Source organism: Amycolatopsis sp. cg9, from assembly GCF_041346945.1.
Lineage (GTDB): Bacteria > Actinomycetota > Actinomycetes > Mycobacteriales > Pseudonocardiaceae > Amycolatopsis.
On the sequence record NZ_CP166850.1, the window covers coordinates 7647315 to 7668057 of the forward strand.

The 20743-nt window shown below is 73.2% G+C and carries 17 protein-coding genes; 11 read left to right on the top strand and 6 right to left on the bottom strand.

Translation table 11 applies throughout. The features are described 5' to 3' along the window. Nucleotides 1–56: 56 nt before the first annotated feature. Complete coding sequence (locus AB5J73_RS35480) at nucleotides 57–3023, bottom strand: BTAD domain-containing putative transcriptional regulator (RefSeq protein ID WP_370963176.1); 2967 nt, start codon at nucleotides 3021–3023, stop codon at nucleotides 57–59. 231 nt (nucleotides 3024–3254) lie between these two features. Next, nucleotides 3255–3848 (bottom strand): hypothetical protein, encoded by a 594-nt coding sequence (locus AB5J73_RS35485; RefSeq protein WP_370963177.1) that lies wholly within the window; start codon nucleotides 3846–3848, stop codon nucleotides 3255–3257. Nucleotides 3849–3904: 56 nt separating this feature from the next. Between AB5J73_RS35485 and AB5J73_RS35490 the strand changes: the two genes are divergently transcribed. Then, nucleotides 3905–4267: a DUF488 domain-containing protein gene (locus AB5J73_RS35490; RefSeq protein WP_370963178.1), complete on the top strand. Its 363-nt coding sequence runs from the start codon at nucleotides 3905–3907 to the stop codon at nucleotides 4265–4267. A 91-nt stretch (nucleotides 4268–4358) separates the two neighbouring features. On the opposite strand, the gene AB5J73_RS35495 is transcribed toward AB5J73_RS35490, so the two are convergent. After that, on the bottom strand, nucleotides 4359–6674 hold the full coding sequence (locus AB5J73_RS35495) for a glycoside hydrolase family 2 TIM barrel-domain containing protein (RefSeq protein ID WP_370963179.1): 2316 nt from the start codon (nucleotides 6672–6674) through the stop codon (nucleotides 4359–4361). A 65-nt stretch (nucleotides 6675–6739) separates the two neighbouring features. After that, the gene (locus tag AB5J73_RS35500) at nucleotides 6740–7777 is read right to left on the bottom strand and encodes a LacI family DNA-binding transcriptional regulator (protein ID WP_370963180.1); all 1038 of its coding nucleotides are present in this window, start codon (nucleotides 7775–7777) and stop codon (nucleotides 6740–6742) included. Nucleotides 7778–7927: 150 nt separating this feature from the next. Between AB5J73_RS35500 and AB5J73_RS35505 the strand changes: the two genes are divergently transcribed. Genes AB5J73_RS35505 through AB5J73_RS35545 form a run of 9 tightly spaced genes read left to right on the top strand, consistent with a single transcriptional unit; the run spans nucleotide 7928 to nucleotide 18886 of the window. Further along, nucleotides 7928–9445, top strand: coding sequence for a sugar ABC transporter ATP-binding protein (locus AB5J73_RS35505; RefSeq protein ID WP_370963181.1), 1518 nt, complete (start codon nucleotides 7928–7930; stop codon nucleotides 9443–9445). Next, on the top strand, nucleotides 9442–10482 hold the full coding sequence (locus tag AB5J73_RS35510; protein WP_370963182.1) for an ABC transporter permease: 1041 nt from the start codon (nucleotides 9442–9444) through the stop codon (nucleotides 10480–10482). The genes AB5J73_RS35505 and AB5J73_RS35510 overlap by 4 nt, the downstream gene beginning before the upstream one ends. Continuing rightward, a complete protein-coding gene (locus AB5J73_RS35515; protein WP_370963183.1) occupies nucleotides 10475–11470 on the top strand; it encodes an ABC transporter permease in 996 nt (331 codons plus the stop codon). The genes AB5J73_RS35510 and AB5J73_RS35515 overlap by 8 nt, the downstream gene beginning before the upstream one ends. Before the next feature lie 5 nt (nucleotides 11471–11475). Next, entirely contained in the window at nucleotides 11476–12537 is a 1062-nt protein-coding gene (gene rhaS, locus AB5J73_RS35520) for a rhamnose ABC transporter substrate-binding protein (RefSeq protein WP_370963184.1), read from the top strand. After that, nucleotides 12537–12872, top strand: coding sequence for an L-rhamnose mutarotase (locus tag AB5J73_RS35525; RefSeq protein ID WP_370963185.1), 336 nt, complete (start codon nucleotides 12537–12539; stop codon nucleotides 12870–12872). Before rhaS ends, AB5J73_RS35525 begins: the two co-directional genes overlap by 1 nt. After that, entirely contained in the window at nucleotides 12869–14032 is a 1164-nt protein-coding gene (gene rhaI, locus AB5J73_RS35530; protein WP_370963186.1) for an L-rhamnose isomerase, read from the top strand. Before AB5J73_RS35525 ends, rhaI begins: the two co-directional genes overlap by 4 nt. 2 nt (nucleotides 14033–14034) lie before the next feature. After that, a complete protein-coding gene (locus tag AB5J73_RS35535; RefSeq protein ID WP_370963187.1) occupies nucleotides 14035–16053 on the top strand; it encodes a bifunctional aldolase/short-chain dehydrogenase in 2019 nt (672 codons plus the stop codon). Nucleotides 16054–16061: 8 nt separating this feature from the next. Further along, nucleotides 16062–17483, top strand: coding sequence for an arabinose isomerase (locus AB5J73_RS35540; protein WP_370963188.1), 1422 nt, complete (start codon nucleotides 16062–16064; stop codon nucleotides 17481–17483). Nucleotides 17484–17527: 44 nt separating this feature from the next. Further along, the gene (locus AB5J73_RS35545; RefSeq protein ID WP_370973433.1) at nucleotides 17528–18886 is read left to right on the top strand and encodes a rhamnulokinase family protein; all 1359 of its coding nucleotides are present in this window, start codon (nucleotides 17528–17530) and stop codon (nucleotides 18884–18886) included. On the opposite strand, the gene AB5J73_RS35550 is transcribed toward AB5J73_RS35545, so the two are convergent. Further along, nucleotides 18876–19220 (bottom strand): hypothetical protein, encoded by a 345-nt coding sequence (locus tag AB5J73_RS35550; protein ID WP_370963189.1) that lies wholly within the window; start codon nucleotides 19218–19220, stop codon nucleotides 18876–18878. The two genes, AB5J73_RS35545 and AB5J73_RS35550, sit on opposite strands and share 11 nt — an antisense overlap. A 158-nt stretch (nucleotides 19221–19378) precedes the next feature. On the opposite strand from AB5J73_RS35550, the gene AB5J73_RS35555 reads away from it, so the two are divergent. Beyond that, nucleotides 19379–20134 (top strand): NPP1 family protein, encoded by a 756-nt coding sequence (locus AB5J73_RS35555; RefSeq protein ID WP_370963190.1) that lies wholly within the window; start codon nucleotides 19379–19381, stop codon nucleotides 20132–20134. A 35-nt stretch (nucleotides 20135–20169) separates the two neighbouring features. Here the strand turns inward: AB5J73_RS35555 and AB5J73_RS35560 are convergent, their stop codons facing one another. Continuing rightward, nucleotides 20170–20616, bottom strand: coding sequence for a hypothetical protein (locus tag AB5J73_RS35560; RefSeq protein ID WP_370963191.1), 447 nt, complete (start codon nucleotides 20614–20616; stop codon nucleotides 20170–20172). Nucleotides 20617–20743 lie beyond the last annotated feature (127 nt).

The window sequence follows — 20743 nt, forward strand, 5'->3', positions numbered from 1 at the left end:
CCCGGCAGTCTCGGCCGGGGCGGGCGAACTGGCAAGCCTGCGGGACGTCCCGGGGCTCAGCGGGCGAGCTGCCCGAGGGTCTCGGCCGCTCGCTTCTCCAACGGGCGGTACCCCGACTGCGCGGCCAGCTTCGCCGCCGCCTCCCCGTGCGTCCGGGCCGGCTCCGGATCGCCCACCGCCAGAGCCGCCTCCGCCAACCCGGTCAACGCGGCCGCCTCACACCACGCGAAACTCGTCTCCCGCGCGATCTCCAACGCCGCCGACAGCGGCGAGACCGCCTCCGCGGGCCGTCCCAGGTGCAAGCACGTCTCGCCCAGTGCCGCCAGCGCCGATGCCTCCGTTCCCCGGTCGCCGATGCGCCGGGTCAGCTCCACCGCCTCCGCCGCGTCGGACAGGGCTCGCGTCGCGTCGCCCGCGCGGGCCTCCAGGACCGCGCGGCCGGACAACGCCGCCGCCTCGCCGTACTGGTAGCCCAGCTCGCGGTTCGCCGTCAGGGCCCGCTCGTAGAACGACGCCGCGACCGGGTCGCCGAGGTCGCGGTGGATGTGCCCGAGGTCGACCAGCACCACCGCCACGCTGAAGCGGGCGCCGTCGCGTTCCGCGATCTCCAGGGCGCGGCCGAAGTGCGCCAAGGCTTCGTCGAGGTCGCCGACCTGGCCGCACGCGAAGCCGACGTTGGCCAGTGCCATCGTGACGCCCGGGATGGCCAGCTCTTCGCACAGCCGCAGGGACTCCAGGCCGCACGCGATCGCCTCGTGCGGGTCGCCGAGGCGCTGGTGGACCGCGCTCAGGTTGTTGAGGACGGCGGCGCGGCCGGCGGGCCAGTCCGCGGCGAGCCCGTCGTGCAGGACCGTCGTCAGGTGCGCGCGGGCTTCGGCGTAGCGGCCGCTGTTGACGCCGGCGAGCGCGATCGACAGCCGCATCGCCGCCTGGGCCTGGCGGGCGCCCGCGGCCTGGGCGGCGGCCAGCGCGGTGGTGGCCGTGTCGATCCACTCGGTGTGGTGGCCGCGGTGGTGGAAGAACGCCCGGAGCGCGTCGGCGAGGTGCCAGGCGTACTCCCGGGCGTCGGGGTGCTCGACGGCCGCGGCGAGGTTCGGCCACTCCGTGTCCAGCCAGTCGAGGGCCGCTTCCGTGCCGTCGAAAGCGGGCGCGGGTTCGGGGCGGGGGAGGCGGAGGAAGTGCGGGATCAGCACGCGGCCCGCGGCGTCGGCCGTCGCGAGGTAGTGGTCGAACAGCCGGCGCCGGGCCGCGTCCCGGTCCGCGGCCGGGTCGTCGGCCCGGCTCGCCGCGTAGCTGCGCAGCAGGTCGTGGAAGCGGTAGCGGCCGGGCAGGTGCCGTTCCACGAGGTGGGCCGCGGCGAGGGCCTTGAGCAGCCGGCCCGCCTGGCTTTCGGTGACCCCGGCGAGCTCGGCGGCGACCGGCGCGGTGAACGTCTGGCCCGGCACCAGCGCGAGCCGCCGGAACAGCAGGCGGTGCTCGGCGGGCAGCGCCCGGTAGGACACCGAGAACGCCGTCGTCACCACGCTCTCCTCGGCGCCGTCGACGCTCAGCCCGGCCAGCGGATCGCCGCCGGCCAGCTCGCGGGCCAGCTCCGCGATCCCGGACGCCTCGCCGGCGCCGAGGTTCGCCGCGGCCAGCCGCAGGGCGAGCGGGAGGTGCCCGCAGAGCCGGGCCAGCTCGGCCGCGGCGGCCGGTTCCGCCGCGACGGCGGGCGGGCCGAGCAGCGTCTCCAGCAGCTGCCGGGCGTCGGCCGGCGGCAGCACGGACAGCGGTACCGCGCGGGCGCCGGTGCGGGCGATCAGGTCGCCGAGCCGCTGGCGGCTGGTGATCAGCACCGTGCCCGACGGCGGCAGCAGCGGCGTCACCTGCGCGCTGTCGCGGGCGTTGTCGAGCAGGACCAGCACCCGCCGGTCGGCCAGCAGCGAGCGCCACAGCGCGGTGCGCCCGTCCGGGTCCGGCGGGATCGCCCGCGGGCTGGTGCCCAGCGCCCGCAGCAGCTGCGCGGCCGCGACGGCGGGGGTGAGCGGCTCGTGGTCCGGGTCGAAGCCGCGCAGGTCCAGGTAGAGCTGGCCGTCGGGGAACCGGTCGCGGACCCGGTGCGCCCACCGCACGGCGAGCGCGGTCTTGCCGACGCCCGCGGTGCCGGTGACCAGCCGGATGTCCGGCCCGGGGCCGGCGCCCGCCGGTTCGTCGAGCCGGGCCAGGTCGGCGGCGCGGCCGGTGAAGCCGCGGACGTCGTGGGGGAGCTGGGCCGGGCGCACCGGCTCCGGGTCCGGCTCGGGTGCGGCGTCGAGCGCGGGGTCGCCGGCCAGGATCGCGGCTTCGAGGCGGGTCAGCTCCGGCGCCGGGTCGAGGCCCAGCTCGGCGGCGAGCCGGGCGCGCAGGCCGCGGAAGGCGGCGAGCGCGGCGTCGGTGCGGCCTTCGCGGTGCAGGGCCAGCATCAGCTGGCCGACGAACCGCTGGCGCAGCGGGTGCGCGGCGACCAGCTCGGTGAGCTCGGCCAGCAGGGCGCGGCCCCGCCCCAGCCGCAGCTGCGCGTCGATCCGGTCCTCCAGCGCGCTCCACCGGGCCTCGTGCAGGCCGGCGAGGAGCCGCTCGGCGACGTCGGCGTCGGCGGCCCCGGCCAGCGCGTCGCCCCGCCACAGCGCGAGGGCTTCGCCGAGGAGCGCGACGGCGGTTTCGTCGTCGGCCGCGCGGGCCCGCCGGACGAGCGCGGTGAAGCGGTGCGCGTCGACCGCGTCCGGGGCGGCGCGCAGGACGTAGCCGTGTCCCTCGGTGACCAGCTCGGGGCCGCCCGCGGCGCGGAAGACCGCGCGGATCCGGGACACCAGCGCCTGGACGGTGCCGCGCGCGCTCGCCGGGGGATCGGCGGGCCAGAGCAGGTCCACGAGCCGATCGCGCGACACCGGGCGACCGGCGTCGAGGAGCAGCACGGCCAGCACGAGCCGCTGCTTGCGGGAGCCGAGGTCGACCGGGGCGCCGTCCGCCGTGGCCTCGACGGCGCCGAGGACGCGGAACTCCACCCGGTCACCTCCGTTCACCCGGCCGGGGCAAGGCGTGCAAGCGTACTGCAAGCGTCCTGCAGGCCCGGTCCGCGATCCTGGCCGGGCTGCAGGACACCACCCGACGATGTCCAAGGCCGGCTCGCTTCGCCGGTGGAACCGACGGGTTCGGCTGTTGGTCCCCCGCGGCACGAGCTGGGGGTAGGACCACCCCGGCGACCCCTCCACGGTCGCCGGGGTGGTCCTCCGCGTTCAGCGGGCGGCGTCGTCGATCTGCACCGGGTACCCGGCGCGGAGCACGGCGACCGTGGCCGGCGGCGTCAGCACGGGGACGGTCCCTGCCCGGGGCAGCTTCCGCCGGGTGCCGTAACCCGCCGTCGTCCACTCCGCCAGGTGCCCGTCCACGACGAGCTCCGGGTGCCGGCCGCGCAGCACGAACACGCCGTCGGGGAGCCCGGCCCAGTGCAGTTCGTGCCGGCGGCGGACGTGGGTGCCGCGGATCAGGCGTTCGGCGTGCAGCACCCGGTTCACCTCGGCGGCCGGCGGTGGCCGGCCCGGCCATGCGTCGCGGTAGGCGGTGTAGGCGGGCCGGCGGCACTCCGCGCACGGCCGGTGCCCGGCGGCGAAGGAGACGGCTTCGTCGTGGAAGAACAGGTGCGTGTACCGGTTCGGCAGCCACTGCTCCCGCCACCGGCCGCGGAACTCGAGCGCGCAGGTGATCCACAGGTCACCGGCGTGGAACCGGACGATCTCGCGGCCCTCGTGCAGGACGCCCCGGTTCCCGGTCCAGGCACCCCGCAGCGCGATGTCGACGACGTCGCCGGCGGGTGTCACGCGGTTGCGCACCAGGTCACCGCCCCGCTCCGGTGGCGGCGCCCGCGGCCGCACCGCAGAATGCGCGCATGCAGCCGACGGTCGTCCGGGTGGCGCGCCTGACCGAGCCGGCCGGGCCCGCCGACGGTACTCGCGTGCTCGTGGAACGCCTGTGGCCCCGCGGCACCGCCCGCACGGCGGTGGTCCTGGACGGCTGGTACCGCCGGCTGGCCCCGTCCGACGCCCTGCGCACCTGGTACGGCCACGACCCGGAGCGCTTCGCGGAGTTCGCCGAGCGGTACCGCGCGGAGCTGCGCGAGCCGGACCGGGCAGAGGCCCTGGCACGGCTGCGGGAGCTGGCGTCGAGTGGCCCGCTGACCCTGCTGACGGCGAGCGGCTCGCCTTCGATCAGCCAGGCGGCGGTCCTGGCGGCGGTGCTCGCCGAGGGCTGAAGCGGGGCCGCCGCGGCGAAGCCGGGATCGGCAGGCGCGGGGGACGTCATGAACGACCCTTTCACCGCGCCGGACGCGGTGAAAGGGTCGTTCATGACGTCCCGGTCGTGGTGATCGTCGCCGTCGCGGTGCCGAGCACGTCGTGGCGGGCGGTCAGCACCAGCGTCCCGGGCGGGCCCGCGAACGGCCGCACCCACACCGCCGCCGCGCCGCCCGTAGCGCCGAAGTCCAGCCGCGCGTCCCCGATCAGCTCACCCGGCCCGGTCAGCGCCAGGGAGACCGCGCCGGTCGTCCCCGCCCGGATCGTGCCGAACCGGTCGGTCGCCGCGACCACCACCCGGGTCGCGTCGGCGCCGTCGGCGCGCACGGCCGGGTCGTCGGGGACGCAGCCGAGCACGTCCCGGCTCCGGTCCCCGCTGAACCGGCGGCTGACGACCAGCCGTTCGCCGGCGTAGCCGTCGATCCGCAGCTGCGGCCGCTGACCGCGCGGGACCACGAGATCCACCGCGAACGGCGGGTGCGGCAGGTGCGGGAAGTCCGCGCGGCGGCTGCGCGCGTCCCCCACGGGACGGTCGTCGAGGAACACCGCGAGGCGGTCGCAGTTCGACCAGACCGTCGCGCCCCGCCCCGGCCCGGCCGGCTGGGCGGTGAAGTCCCACTCGAACCCGGGCTCGACGACGGCCCGCGCGTCCGGTGAGCCCTGCGACGCGTAGAAGGCCGCCGCGGGCTTCGCGATCCGGAAGATGTCGGACACCCCGGCGAACTTCGAGCCGCCGACCGACCGCTGCCAGCCCGACGGGTAGTCGAACGCGCACCACGCCAGCAGCCCGCAGTAGCGGTCGTCCGCGGCGGCCAGGTCGTGGGCCTTCGCGTGCAGTTCCGCCTGCAGCTGCCGGGTGGCCGGCGGGTCGGTGCGCCGGTAGGCGCGGGCCCCGGCGAGCGTGCCGATCGTCTCCGTCACCAGGTACGGCACGCCGGGCCGCGGCGGACGCAGCCGGAACGGGGCGCCGCGGCGCGCGGTGTAGTCGTTGTACGCCAGGACCTCGACGTCGGCGCCGGCGTAGCGCGCACCGGTCGCGCTGGCGAGCGCGCCGCTCGTCGGCCGCGACGGGTCCAGCTGCTTAGCCAGCCGGCCGGTCTTGGCGTACATCGCCGTCGTGCCGTCGGCCTCGTTCACCCGGGTGCCCCACACCACGACGCTCGGGTGGTTGCGGTCGCGGGTGACCATGCTCGCCACGTCCTGGAGGTTGCGCCGCTGCCAGGCGTCGTCGCCGACACGCCCCCAGCCCGGGATCTCCTCCCACACCAGCAGGCCCAGCTCGTCGCAGGCGTCGAGGAACGCGCTCGACTGCGGGTAGTGCGAGCAGCGGACCATCGTGCAGTTCAGCTCGCGGCGCAGGATCTCCGCGTCGCGGCGCTGCACCCGGTCCGGCATCGCCCCGCCCGCGAACGGGTACCACTGGTGGCGGTTGAGGCCGAACAGCTTCAGCCGCCTGCCGTTGAGGAAGAAGCCGTCCGGGGTGAACCGGGCCTCGCGGAACCCGGTCCGCACCGTCCGCCGGTCGAGCACCGCCCCGGCCTGGACGGTCACCACGACGTCGCACAACGCGGGGTCGTCGACGTCCCAGAGCCGGACGCCGCCGAGCCCGTGGACGTCGAACTCCACGCCGGCGCCGCGGACCGGCGCCGTGGCGCGCGCCAGCTCCCGGCCCGCCTGCCGCACCGACGCGGTCACCTGGCCGACGACCGGTGCCTCGAGCGTGCACGTCAGGTGCAGCGAGCGGCCGGGGGAGAGGACGTCGGCGGGCCGGGCGAAGACGTCGGTCAGCCGGATCCGCGGCACCGCCCCGATCGTGGCCGGGCGGTAGATCCCGGCGGGCTGGTAGAAGTCGAGCACCCCCGGGCCCGCGCCGCCCGGCAGGTTCGGCGGGACGTCCAGCGCCCACCGCCCGTCGACGACCACGGCGAGGACGTTGTCCCCGTCGGCGAGCCCGGCCAGCTCGACCTCGAACGGGAGGTAGCCGCCCTGGTGGGTGGCCAGGAGCGTCCCGTTGAGGTGGACCGCCGCGTTCGTCATGACGCCGTCGAAGCGCGCCCGGTACCGGCCGGCCGCGCTCGCCGTGAAGTGCTTGCGGTAGACCCACCGGTCCTGCCACGACGCCGGGTCCCAGCCGGTCCAGGAAAGCGGTGTCACGCAGTGGGGCAGCTGGACCGGGTCGAGGTCGGTCTCGTCGAACCCGGCGTCGGCGCAGCCGTCGGTGTACCGCCCGAACAGCCAGAAATCGGTCAGCAGCCCGGTTTCCGGGTCGGGCGCGGCCAGTCCCGACGAGCCCGCGACGGCGGCGCCGAGCAGCGCGGCCCCGCTCGCGGCGAGGAACCCGCGCCGCGAAAGCCGCGGACCGGCCATGGCGACCTCCGTACTCCGGCTGGACGTCCCCAGTGTGTCCCACCGGGACACTCGCCGGCACGGGTTCAGCGCAACGTCGAAGCGCGGACCACCAGTTCGGGCGTGAAGACGACCTGCCGGTGCTCGTGCTCCGGCTCGGTGGTCTCGGCCAGCAGCAGCTCCGCGGCGGTGCGGCCCAGCCGCCGCCGGGGCTGGCGGACGGAGGTGAGCGGGACCGCGGCGGCCGCGGCGAACTCGATGTCGTCGTAGCCCACGATCGCCAGGTCGTCCGGGACGCCCATGCGCAGGTTCGCGCAGGTCTGCAGCAGGCCGAGGGCGACGAGGTCGTTGGCGCAGAACGCGGCGGTGGGGCGGAGCGCGGCGGGCAGTCCCGCCAGCCGTTCGCCCGCGCCGCGGCCGTCGGCCACGGTCAGCGCCGTGGTGGTCAGGTCGACCAGCCGGTCCGGGGCGAGGCCCGCGGCGTCCAGCGCCTTCAACGCGCCGAGCCGCCGGTCGCGGACCTGGCCCACCGTCGTGTGGTTGCCGATGAACGCGATCCGCTCGTGTCCCTGCTCGATCAGGTGCCGCACGGCGATCTCCCCGCCGTAGACGTCGTCGACCGCGACCGAGCAGTGCGTGGTGCCGCCGGGCGTGCGGTCGACGACGACCACCGGCGTGCCGCGCCGCGCGATCTCGTGCAGCAGCGGGGCGTCCGGGGCGACCGGGGTGATCAGGATGCCTTGCACGCGCTGCTGTTCGAGGCGGCCGAGGTAGGCCGCCTCCCGCGACGGCTGGTGCGCGCTGTTGCAGAGGAACAGCGAGAGGTCGCCCGCGTCGGCGGCGTCCTCCATGCCGGCCGCGACGTCGGTGAAGAACGGGTTGCTGCCGTCGAGCATGACGTAGGCCAGCACGCGGCTGCGCCCGGCCCGCAGCTGCCGCGCGGATTCGTTGCGCACGAAGCGGAGTTCGGCCATCGCGGCTTCGACCTTCGCGCGGGTCGCGGGGCTGACCCGGTCGGGCCGGTTGAGCACGTTCGACACCGTGCCGAGGGAGACGCCGGCCGCCGCGGCGACGTCCTTGATGCCCGCCGCCCTCGGCTCGGCACCGGACTCCTGGACCGTCATCGGACCCCCTCATTGAAACGTAATATCGCCACCAACTGCCGGTGTACGAAGCCGTTCGGCCACGGTTCGGCCGATTCATTGACTTGCTCTTCCGTCGCATAGTAGCGTCACCGCGCCAGGTTTGTGAAACCTTTCAATCCGGAGGTCGCGATGACGCGGCAGGACCCGGGCCCAGCCCCTCTGCTGGAGGTGCGCGGCGTGACGAAGTCGTTCGGCGCCGTCGCGGCGGTCGCCGGCGTGAGCTTCGGCCTGTACGCCGGCGAAGCCCACGCGCTGGTGGGGGAGAACGGTGCCGGCAAGTCCACGATCGTGAAGATGCTCGCCGGGGTGCACAAGCCCGACGACGGCACCTTGCTCCTGGACGGCCGGCCGGTCGAGTTCGGCTCCCCGGCCGCCGCGAAAGCCGCCGGCATCGCGGTGATCTACCAGGAACCCACGCTCTTCCCCGACCTCTCGGTCGCGGAGAACATCGTGATGGGCCGCCACCCCCGCGCCGGCCTCGGCCGGATCGACCGGGCGGCGATCCGCGCCGAGGCCGAGCGCCTCTTCGCCCGGCTCGGCGTCCGGATCGACCCGGCCCGCCCCGCGCGCGGCCTCTCCATCGCCGACCAGCAGATCGTCGAGATCGCCAAGGCGCTCAGCGCCGACGCCCGCGTGCTGGTGATGGACGAGCCGACCGCGGCACTTACCCAGATCGAGGTCGAGCGGCTCTTCGCCGTCGCCAGGACACTGCGCCAGGAAGGCGCGGCGATCATGTTCATCTCCCACCGCTTCGAGGAGATCACCGCGCTCTGCCAGCGCGTCACGATCATGCGCGACGGCCGGCACGTCTCCACCGACCTGCTCGAAGACGTCACGGTCGACGAGATGGTCAAGCGGATGGTCGGCCGCGACCTCGACGCGCTGTTCCCCAAGCAGGACGTCGAACCCGGCGCGGTCGTCCTCGAAGTCGAGGGACTGGCCAGGGCAGGCGTCTTCCGCGACATCTCCTTCTCGGTGCGGGCGGGCGAGATCGTCGCGTTCGCCGGCCTGGTCGGCTCCGGCCGCTCCGAGGTAGTCCAGGCCGTCTTCGGCGTCGACGAGCGCGACGCGGGCGTCGTCAAGGTGAGCGGGAAGAAGCTCAAGCCGCACTCGTCGCGGGCCGCGATGGGCGCCGGCATGGCCCTCGTGCCCGAGGACCGGCGCCAGCAGGGCCTGATCATGGACCTGTCGATCGAACGGAACGTGACGCTGCCGCGGTCGCGCGCCCTGGCGAAGCTCGGCTTCCTGACCGGCGCGAGCGAACGGCAGGAAGCCCGCCGCTGGACCGAACGCCTGCGCACCAAGTACCGCCGCCTCGGCGACCCGGTCGGGACGCTGTCGGGCGGCAACCAGCAGAAGGTCGTGCTGGCCAAGTGGCTGGCGATGGCGCCGAAGGTGCTGATCGTGGACGAACCGACCCGCGGCATCGACGTCGGCACGAAGGCCGAGGTGCACCGGCTGATGTCGGCGCTGGCCGCCGAAGGCGTCGCGATCGTCATGGTCTCCTCGGAACTGCCCGAGGTGCTCGGCATGGCCGACCGCGTCCTCGTGATGCGGGAAGGCCGGATCGTGGCCGAGCTCCCGCGCGCCGACGCGACCGAAGACGCCGTCATGTTCGCCGCGATGGGCCAGGGAGCCGCCGCATGACCGCGACCAAGGAGGCACCCGTGACCAGGGAGCCGGCTGTCCACTCCGGACGATCGTGGGCCGCGAACGTCTTCAAGGCGCGCGAATCCGGCATCGTCCTCGCCCTGATCGTGCTCGTTGCGTTCACCGCGACGCAGAACTCCCGGTTCCTGTCCGGGCAGAGCATCCGCGACATCCTGCTGGGCACCGCGATCCTGGCGGTGCTCGCCGTCGGGCAGGCGGTCGTGATGATCACCCGCAACATCGACCTGTCGGTCGGCTCGGTGCTCGGCCTGTCGGCGTTCGCGGTCGGCACGCTGATGAAGGACAACCCGGGCCTGCCGGTGCTCGTCGCCGTGCTGGCCGGCCTCGCCGTCGGCGCGGTGTGCGGGCTCCTCAACGGCGCGCTCGTGCGGTTCGGCCAGGTGCCCGCGCTGGTCGTCACCCTCGGCACGCTCTACGCCTTCCGCGGCGTCAGCTACTTCTGGGCCGGCGGCCAGCAGATCAACGCCGACAAGCTGCCGGCGTCCTTCCTGGACTTCGGCACGGCGTCGGTGCTCGGTGTGCCGTGGCTGGTCCTCATCGCGCTGCTGGTGCTGGTGGCCGCCGGGATCGTGCTGCGCAGCTACCCGGCCGGGCGCGAGCTGTACGCGATGGGGTCGAGCCCGCAGGCCGCGGAGCTGGCCGGCATCCGGGTCGGGCGCAACACCATCGCCGCGTTCCTCGTCAGCGGCGCCCTCGCCGGGCTCGCCGGCGTCCTGTTCGCGGCCCGGTTCGGCACCGTGGACGCGGCCGCCGGCACCGGCTACGAGCTCAACGTCGTCGCCGCGGCGGTCGTCGGCGGGGTCGCGGTGTTCGGCGGCAGCGGCTCGGTCTGGGGCGCCGGCCTCGGCGCGCTCCTGCTGACCGTCATCGGCAGCGCTCTCGCCGTCCTCGACATCAACCAGTTCTGGCAGCAGGCGATCGTCGGCGCGCTGATCCTGCTGGCCATCGGCGCCGACCGGCTGGTCGCCGTGCGCGTCGCCAAGGCACTGAAGAAGAGGGATTCCCATGTCTGACCAAGGGAACCGGCTCGGCCGGCTGTTCAGCTGGGACGCCGCCGTGGTGCTGGTGACGGTGATCGTCCTGGTCGTGGCCTCCGGCGCGGTCGAGAACTTCGGCACCAGCCGCAACTTCACCTTCCTGCTGCTCGACCTGCTCCCGATCGCGCTGGTCGCGCTGCCGATGACGTTCATCATCGTCACCGGCGAGATCGACCTGTCGGTGGCGAGCACGCTGGGGCTGACGTCCGCGGTGCTGGGCTCGCTGTGGGACGCGGGGCTGTCGATCGAGACGATCATCCCGCTGTGCATCGTGCTCGGCGCGGTCCTCGGCGCGCTGAACGGCTTCTTCGTCACCGTGCTGAAACTGCCTTCGCTCGCCGTCACCATCGGCACCCTGGCGCTGTACCGCGGCCTGGCCTTCGTGGTGCTCGGCGACGGCGCGGTCGCCGACTTCCCCCGGGCCTACACGAGCTGGGTCACCGGGACCATCGGCGACGGCCCGGTCCCGAACGTCCTGATCCCGCTGGTCGTGGCGGCGGTCATCTTCGGGGTCGTGCTGCACGCGACCCCGATCGGCCGCGGCGTCTTCGCGGCCGGGGCCGGCGAACAGGCGGCCCGGTTCGCCGGCATCCGCACCGGGCGGCTCAAGTTCTGGCTGTACGTCGTGAGCGGCGCGGTCGCGGGGCTCGCCGGGGTGCTGTGGACCCTGCGGTACTCCAGCGCCCGCGCCGACAACGGCTTCGGCCTCGAACTCGCCGTCGTGGCCGCCGTGCTCCTCGGCGGCGTGTCCATCTTCGGCGGCAAGGGCACGCTGCCCGGCGTGCTCGCCGGGGTGGTCCTGCTGGCGTCCCTGCAGAACGCGCTGCGCCTGCAGGACGTGTCCAACGAGGCCCTCAACATCGTGACCGGCGTGCTCCTCATCGTGTCGGTCCTGCTCCCCAACATCGTGTCCTCGGCCCGCACGGCAGTGCGGCGCCGTCGGCAGGTAACTCCGGAAAGGTGACGAAGATGTCCCGACGGTTCCTCACCGGCGCAGTGTCGGCCGGGCTGGTGCTGGTCCTGGCCGCCTGCGGCGGCACGACCAAGAACGACAACGCCGGTTCCGGCGCGAGTGCGTCCACGGCCGCGGCGAACCCGAACGCCGCGGCGCAGGAGGGCGTCAAGATGGCGTTCCTGCCCAAGCAGCTCAACAACCCCTACAGCGACATCGAGGTCAGCGGCGGCAAGGAGGCGCTGGGCGAGCTGAAGGGCGAGTACAAGCTGGTCGGGCCGAACGACGCCAGCGCGTCGTCGCAGGTCAGCTACATCAACACGCTGATCCAGCAGCAGCAGGACGTCATCGGCATCGCCGCGAACGACCCGAACGCCGTGTGCCCGTCGCTCAACCAGGCCCGCAGCGCCGGCATCAAGGTCGTCGCGTTCGACTCCGACGCGGCGAAGGACTGCCGCGACGTCTTCATCAACCAGGCCACCACCCAGGGCATCGGCGAGGCGCTGGCGAAGCAGGCGAAGGACCTCTCCGGCGGGTCCGGCGAGATCGCGGTCCTGTCCGCGACGCCTAACGCCACGAACCAGAACGCCTGGATCGAGGTGCTGAAGAAGGAACTGGCCAAGCCGGAGTACGCGGGCATCAAGCTGGACAAGGTCGCCTACGGCAACGACGACGACCAGAAGTCGTTCCAGGAGGCCCAGGGCCTGCTGCAGTCGTTCCCGAACCTCAAGGTGATCGTCTCGCCGACCACCGTGGGCATCGCGGCGGCCGCGCGCTACGTCAGCTCGTCGAGCTACAAGGGCAAGGTCGCGGTGACCGGCCTGGGTACGCCGAACCAGATGCGCGCCTTCGTCAAGGACGGCACCGTGAAGCAGTTCGCGCTGTGGAACCCGGCCGACATCGGCTACCTCGCCGCGTACGCCGGGGTCGCGCTCAAGTCCGGCCAGATCACCGGCAAGGAAGGCGAGAAGTTCAAGGCGGGCAAGCTCGGCGACTACACGATCGGCGCGAGCGGTGAGATCGTCCTCGGCCCGCCGACGACGTTCGACGCGAACAACATCGACAAGTTCAACTTCTGATGCCACGGTACTGCTTCTGCCTCCAGGTCAAGCCCGACCGGAAAGCCGAGTACGCCGAGCGGCACCGAGCGGTGTGGCCGGAGATGCGGCAGGCCCTGCACGACACCGGCTGGCGCAACTATTCGCTGTTCCTCCGCGACGACGGCCTGCTGATCGGGTACGTCGAGGCGGACGACCTCGAAGCCGCGCGGGCCGCCATGGCGGAGACCGACGTCAACACCCGCTGGCAGGCGGAGATGGCGGAGTTCTTCACCGGTCTTGACGGCGCCGCGCCGGATGAAGGGTTCCAGCTGCTCGACGAGGTCTTCCACCTCGACGTCCGGGAAGGACAGTGATCGCCGTGGATGTCAAAGCGGCCCTGCGGGCCCAGCGCATCGAGACGCCGTCGTGGGCGTACGCGAACTCGGGCACCCGGTTCAAGGTGTTCCCGCAACCCGGCGTCCCGCGCACGGCGGAGGAGAAGATCGCCGACGCCGCGACGGTGCACCGGTTCACCGGGGTCGCGCCGAGCGTGGCGCTGCACATCCCGTGGGACCGCGTCGACGACTTCGGTGCCCTGACCGCGTACGCGCGGGACCTCGGCATCGAGATCGGCGCGATCAACACGAACGTGTTCCAGGACGAGGACTACAAGCTCGGCTCGGTGACCAACCCGGACGCCGGGATCCGCCGCAAGGCGACCGACCACCTCCTGGAAGCCATCTCCATCATGGACGCGACCGGGTCGCGGGACCTGAAGCTGTGGTTCTCCGACGGCATCAACTACCCCGGCCAGGACGACATCCGCGACCGGCAGGACCGGCTCGCGGCGGCGCTTCGCGAAACGTACGAGCGGCTCGGGGAAAACCAGCGGATGCTGCTGGAGTACAAGCTCTTCGAGCCCGCGTTCTACGCCACCGACGTCCCGGACTGGGGCACGTCGTACGCCCACTGCGTCGAGCTGGGGGAGAAGGCGACGGTGTGCATCGACACCGGCCACCACGCCCCGGGCACGAACATCGAGTTCATCGTGGCGTTCCTGCTGCGGGCCGGGAAGCTGGGCGCGTTCGACTTCAACTCGCGCTTCTACGCCGACGACGACCTGATGGTGGGCGCGGCGGACCCGTTCCAGCTGTTCCGGATCATGTACGAGATCGTCCGCGGTGAGGCCCTCGACCCGTCGTACGGGATCGCGTTCATGCTCGACCAGTGCCACAACATCGAGGCCAAGATCCCGGCGATCATCCGGTCGGTGATGAACGTCCAGGAGGCGACGGCCAAGGCTCTGCTGGTCGACCGCACCGCATTGCGCGCGGCCCAGCAGGCGGGCAACGTCCTGGAGGCCAACGCCGTGCTGATGGACGCCTACAACACCGACGTCCGGCCGCTGCTGGGCGAGCTGCGCGCGGACGCCGGGCTCGACCCGGACCCGGTCGCGGCCTACCACCGCAGCGGGTACCAGGAGAAGATCGTGGCCGAGCGCGCCGGCGGCACGCAGGCCGGGTGGGGAGCATGAGCATGACCGTCCCGGAAGAACTCGTCGCGCGCAGCAACGCGCTCGGCGCCGACCCCCGGAACACCAACTACGCCGGCGGCAACACCTCCGCCAAGGGTTCGGTCACCGACCCGGTCACCGGCACGCCGGTGGACCTGCTGTGGGTCAAGGGTTCCGGCGGCGACCTCGGCACGCTGACCGAGGCCGGTCTCGCGGTGCTGCGGCTGGACCGGCTGCGGTCCCTGGTGGACGTCTACCCGGGGGTCGAGCGCGAGGACGAGATGGTCGCCGCGTTCGACTACTGCCTGCACGGCCGGGGCGGCGCGGCGCCGTCGATCGACACGGCGATGCACGGTCTCGTGGAGGCCGCGCACGTCGACCACCTGCACCCGGACTCGGGCATCGCGCTGGCCACGGCGGCCGACGGCCCGGCGCTGACGAAGGAGTGCTTCGGCGACCGCGTGGCGTGGGTGGACTGGCGCCGGCCGGGGTTCCAGCTGGGCCTCGACATCGCCGCGGTGAAGGCCGCCAACCCGCAGGCCATCGGTGTCATCCTCGGCGGGCACGGCATCACCGCGTGGGGCTCGACCTCGGAGGAGTGCGAGCGCAACTCCCTGGAGATCATCCGCACCGCCGAGGAGTTCCTGGCTTCCCGGGGTGCTCCGGAGCCGTTCGGACCGGTCGTTCCGGGGTTCGGGGCGCTGCCGGAAGCCGAGCGGCACGCACGCGCCGCGGCGCTGGCCCCGGTGATCCGCGGGCTGGCTTCGACCGACCAGCGCGTCCTCGGCCACTACACCGACAGCGACGTCGTGCTGGAGTTCCTTTCGCGCGAAAAGCTCGGTGCCTTGGCGGCCCTCGGTACGTCGTGCCCGGACCACTTCCTGCGCACCAAGGTCCGGCCCCTGGTGGTGGACCTTCCCGCGACCGCGCCGCTCGAGGACGTCGTCGCGCGGCTGAAGGAACTGCACGCTTCCTACCGCGACGAATACCGCGCCTACTACGAGCGGCACGCGGTGGCCGATTCGCCGGCGATGCGCGGCGCGGACCCGGCGATCGTGCTCGTCCCCGGCGTGGGGATGTTCTCCTTCGGCCGCGACAAGCAGACCGCGCGGGTGGCGGGGGAGTTCTACGTCAACGCCATCAACGTGATGCGCGGCGCGGAGGCCGTTTCGTCGTACGCGCCGATCCCGGAGAGCGAGAAGTTCCGGATCGAGTACTGGGCGCTGGAAGAGGCGAAGCTGCAGCGGATGCCGAAGCCGAAGCCCCTGGCCGGGCGGATCGCACTGGTGACCGGGGCCGGGTCGGGCATCGGCAAGGCCATCGCCGTCCGGCTCGCGGCCGAGGGCGCCTGCGTGGCGATCGCGGACCTGAACACCTCCGCAGCGGCCGAGGTGGCCGCGGAGATCGGCGGCATCGCGGTCACCGCCGACGTCACCGACGCCGGCGCGGTCCAGGCCGCGGTGGACGCGACCGTGCTCGCCTTCGGCGGCCTCGACCTGGTGGTCAACAACGCCGGGCTGTCCATCTCGAAGCCGTTGCTGGAGACCACCGAACGCGATTGGGACCTCCAGCACGACGTGATGGCGAAGGGGTCCTTCCTGGTCGCGCGGGCGGGCGCGAAGGCGATGATCGACCAGGGCATCGGCGGGGACATCGTCTACATCTCGTCGAAGAACGCGGTGTTCGCGGGCCCGAACAACGTTGCCTACGGGGCCGCGAAGGCCGACCAGGCGCACCAGGTGCGGCTGCTGGCCGCCGAGCTCGGCGGGCACGGGATCCGCGTCAACGGCGTGAACCCCGACGGCGTCGTCCAGGGCTCGGGCATCTTCGCCGGGGGCTGGGGCGCCCAGCGCGCCGCCGTCTACGGCGTCCCGGAGGAGAAGCTGGGCGAGTTCTACGCCCAGCGCACGATCCTCAAGCGCGAGGTGCTGCCCGAGCACGTCGCGGCCGCGGTGTTCGCCCTGACCGGCGGCGACCTCACCCACACCACCGGGCTGCACGTGCCGGTGGACGCCGGGGTGGCCGCCGCGTTCCTCCGGTAGGAGATCCGATGACACTCGACCGCATCACCCCGCGCCGCACCCGCGTCGGCCTCGTCTCCGGCGGGCTCGGGGCGTACTGGCCGCAGTTCCCTTCGCTGCTGCCGCAACTGGAGGCGTCGGCGCGCCGCGTCTCTTCGCGACTGTCCGAACTGGACTGCGAGGTCGTCGACGCCGGGTTCGTCTCGGACGCGGCCGAAGGCGCGGCCGCGGCGGAGAAGCTGCGCGTCGCCGGGTGCGACCTGATCATCGGGTTCCTCACCACGTACCTGACGTCCAGCATGCTGGCACCGGTCGCGCAGCGCTCGGGCGCGCCGGTGCTGCTGCTCAACCTGCAGCCGACCGAGTCGATGGACCACGAGTCCTTCGACACCGGCGCCTGGCTTGCTTACTGCGGTGCCTGCCCGCTGCCGGAGATGGCCAACGCGTTCCGCCGGCTGGGCGTCGAGTTCCGGTCGGTGTCCGGGTACCTGGAAGACCCCCGGGCGTGGACCCGGATCGAACGCTGGATCAAGGCGGCCGGAGTGCGCGCGGCGCTGCGCCACGGCCGCCACGGCCTGCTCGGGCACCTCTACCCGGGCATGATGGACGTCGCCACCGATCCGACCCTGGTCTCGGCCCAGCTCGGCGGGCACGTCGAGATCCTGGAGGTCGACGACCTGCGGGTGCGGGTGGAGAAGGTGTCCGACGACGAGACGGCGTCGCGGGTCGAGCTGGCCCGCGAAGTGTTCACCGTGGACGATTCCGTCGTGGCCGAAGACTTCGCTTGGGGCGCCCGGGTTTCCGTGGCGCTCGACCGGCTCGTCGAGGACTTCTCGCTGGATTCGCTGGCCTACTACCACCGCGGTCTCGACGGCGAAACGCACGAGCGCGTCGGCGCCGGCTTCATCCTCGGCGCGTCCCTGCTCACCGCGCGCGGCATCCCCGCGGTCGGCGAGTACGAGCTGCGCACGTCGCTGGCCATGCTGATCATGGACCGGCTCGGCGCCGGCGGTTCGTTCACCGAGCTGCAGGCGCTGAACTTCCACGACGGCGTCGTCGAGATGGGCCACGACGGCCCGGCGCACCTCGGGATCAGCGCCCGCAAGCCGCTGCTGCGCGGCCTCGGCGTCTACCACGGCAAGCGGGGCTGGGGCGTGTCGGTGGAGTTCGACGTCAAGCCCGGCCCGGTCACCCTGTGCGGGCTCGGCCAGCGGCGCGACGGGACGTTCTCGCTGATCGCGTCCGAAGGCACGGTCGTACGCGGACCACTGCTGCGCATCGGCAACACGACCTCCCGCGTCGACTTCGGCTGTGACCCGGGCGAGTGGACCGACGCCTGGTCGGCCAGCGGCATCGCGCACCACTGGGCCCTGGGCACCGGCCACCGCGCCGCCGAGCTGACGGCCGTCGCGGACCTGCTCGGCCTGGAGCTGACCGTGGTGCGCCCGTGAAGCGCGTCGCGGCCGTCGACCTGGGTGCGTCCAGCGGGCGCGTGATGGCCGGCACCGCCGGCCCGTCGACGCTGAGCCTCGAGGAGGTGCGGCGCTTCCCGAACGGCGGCGTCCGCGCCGGCCCGGCGCTGTACTGGGACGTCCTGGGGCTCTACCGCGAGACCCTGACCGGGATCCGCGACGCGGGCGCGGTGGACGGCGTCGGCATCGATTCGTGGGCGGTCGACTACGGCCTCCTCGACGACCGCGGCGCCCTGCTCGGCAACCCGATCTGCTACCGCGACCCCCGCACGGACGGCATCCCGGCGAAGGTGGCGGCGACGGTGTCCGCCCGCGAGCTGTACGACGTCACGGGGTTGCAGCAGCTGCCCTTCAACACGCTGTACCAGCTGCTGTCCGAGGGCGACCGGCTCGAGGCGGCGTCGGCGATGCTGCTGATCCCGGACCTGCTGAACTACTGGCTGACGGGCTCGATCGGGGCGGAGCGCACCAACGCGTCGACCACGCAGCTGTACGACGTGCGCGCGCGGACGTGGGCGCTTTCGCTGGCCGCACGCGTCGGGATCCCGCCGGCTTTGCTGCCCCCGCTGCGCGACCCCGGCACGGTGGTCGGCACGGCTTCGGAGCTTTCCGGGCTCCCCGTGATCGCGGTGGGCTCCCACGACACCGCGTCGGCGGTGGTGGCGGTCCCGGCGTCTCCGGGGGAGAACTTCGCCTACATCTCGTCGGGCACGTGGTCGCTGGCCGGCCTGGAGCTGCCCACACCGGAGCTGAGCGACGCGGCCCTGGCGGCGAACTTCACGAACGAGGGCGGCGTCGACGGCACGATCCGCTTCCTGCGCAACGTGATGGGCCTGTGGGTGCTGTCGGAGACGCTGCGCACGTGGTCCACTTCGGACTTGCCCCCGCTGCTCTCCGCCGCGGCTTCTTCACCGGCGCTGGCGGCGGTGGTGGACATCGACGCCCCGGAGTTCCTGCCACCGGGCGACATGCCCGCCCGGATCGTCGCCGCCTGTCACGCGACGGGGCAACGCCCGCCATCGGACCGGCCCGCGATGGTCCGCTGCATCGTGGACAGCCTGGCCCTGGCCCACCGCCGCACGATCCGCTCGGCCGCCCAGCTGACCGGACGTCAGGTGGACGTGGTCCACCTGGTGGGCGGCGGCGCCCGCAACGAACTGCTCTGCCAGTCGACGGCGGACGCGTGCGGGGTTCCGGTCCTGGCGGGCCCGGTGGAGGCGGCGGCGCTGGGGAACGTGCTGGTCCAGGCCCGGGCGCTGGGGGAGGACTTGCCGGACCTGGCAGCGATGCGGGCGCTGGTGCGGGAGACGCAGGAGATCCGGCGCTACGAGCCGTCGGGCACGGGGGACTGGGACGCCGCGGAGGCCCGGCTCAAAGGTTGATGTTGCCGTGCACGTCGCCGGCCTGGATGACCTTCCCCGTCACGTTGCCGGTCACCGTGTTGTGCACGCCGCCGTACGTCGCCCCGCTCTCCGGGAGCTTCCGCCACTCCGTCCGCAGCTCCTCGGCGAACTCCCGGTCCTGGGCCTCGGCCGTCTCCAAGCGCTCGGCCAGCGCGCGGATCGGCTGGGTGTCCGTCGGGGCCACCGACGCCGCCTCCAGTTCCGCGAGGGCCGCGGGGTTCTTGGCGAACTTGCGTTTCACCACGTCGTACAGGCCGGTCGCACCCTTCGCCGCCAGGGCGGCGGCGATGGAGATCAGGATCGGTTCGGGCATGCTCCCAACCTAGCCGTGGCCCGGCCGGGGAACCAGGGTTGCGCGTTCGTGCCCCACGGAAAGCGGCAGCCGGGCAGACTCCTGCCACCGCGGTTGCCGATCCGGGGCAACCCCGCGAGCCTGGTCGGAAATTCACCGACCCACGATCAGGAGCCGCGATGGCACCCCGCACCCTGGCCGCCGCTGCCGCCGGCGCGCTGGCCTTCTCCGTCCTCTTCCCGGCCACGGCTCGGGCCGACCCGCCCGGCGCCCTGCCCGTCAACGCGACCGACTTCGAAAAGACGTTCCAGCCGGCCTTCGACTACGACCGGGACGGCTGCTACCCGACCCCCGCCATCGGCCCCGACGGCACCCTCGCCCCCGGGCTGGCGCTGGGCGGGGACACCAACGGCCACTGCCGCGACTCCTGGGACCTCGACACCACCAACTCCTACTCGCGCCAGAAGTGCGACAACGGCTGGTGCGCGGTGATGTTCACCCTCTACTTCGAAAAGGACCAAGCCTCGCTCGGCCCGGGCAGCGCCGGTCACCGGCACGACTGGGAGCACGTCGTCGTCTGGGTCAAGGACAACCAGGTCGAGTACGTCGCCACCTCCCAGCACGGCGGCTTCGCCGTCCACGACCGCGCGAGCCTGCGCTTCGAAGGCACGCACGCGAAGGTCGTCTACCACAAGGACGGCGGCTCGACGCACTGCTTCCGCGCGGCCAACGGCAACGACGACCCGCCCGAGAACCACCAGGGCACCTGGCAGTACCCGGCGCTCGTCGGCTGGGACGGCTACCCGGCCGGCCTGCGGGACAAGCTCGTCCAGGCCGACTTCGGGAGCGCGACCTTCGGCATCAAGGACGACCAGTTCGCCGGCAACCTCGCCAAGGCCAAGCCGGCCGGGATCCCGTTCGACGAGAACTCCTAGGGCACGCGCCGGCCGCGAACGGCCGGTGGCTTCGGTCAGGTTCGCTTGCGGCGCGCGATCTCGTCGGAGAGCTGCCGCACACGGGCGGGGTCGGCGTCCCGGGCCACGGCGACGTAGTGGTCCATGACGGCCGGCCGGTAGCGCACGGGCAACGTCTGTCCCGGGGCGAGCCGGGTGAGCTCGGTGATCGTGAGGTCTTCGTCCGCGATACCGCGGAACGAGCGGCCGTCGGCGGTCTCCACGTCGAACATCAGGACCACGCGCGGATTGCTGTTGACCTCCCGCCAGTCGACGAGAACGCCGAGCGCGAGCGCACCGGTACGCAGTTCCGCGTTGCGCTTCCTCGCGTCACCGCTCAGGAGCGGGTTCGGGGCGACGCCCGGGAAGGCGGGCCCGACGCCGAGCGATTCCCGGCCGAGGTCAGGCCTGAGCTGCTCCAGCACATTGTCGAGGTGGCCGGGCTTCTTCTTCCGACCGAACACCCTGCCCCCTCCGCACGCCGTGCCGGAAGTTCGGCCTGGCCTTCGTCCTCGCCGCGATCATACGTTGCGGCCCTTCCCGGCCTCCGCTGCATCGCCCGGTCCCGAGGGGGCCAGCCGTCGGACCCGC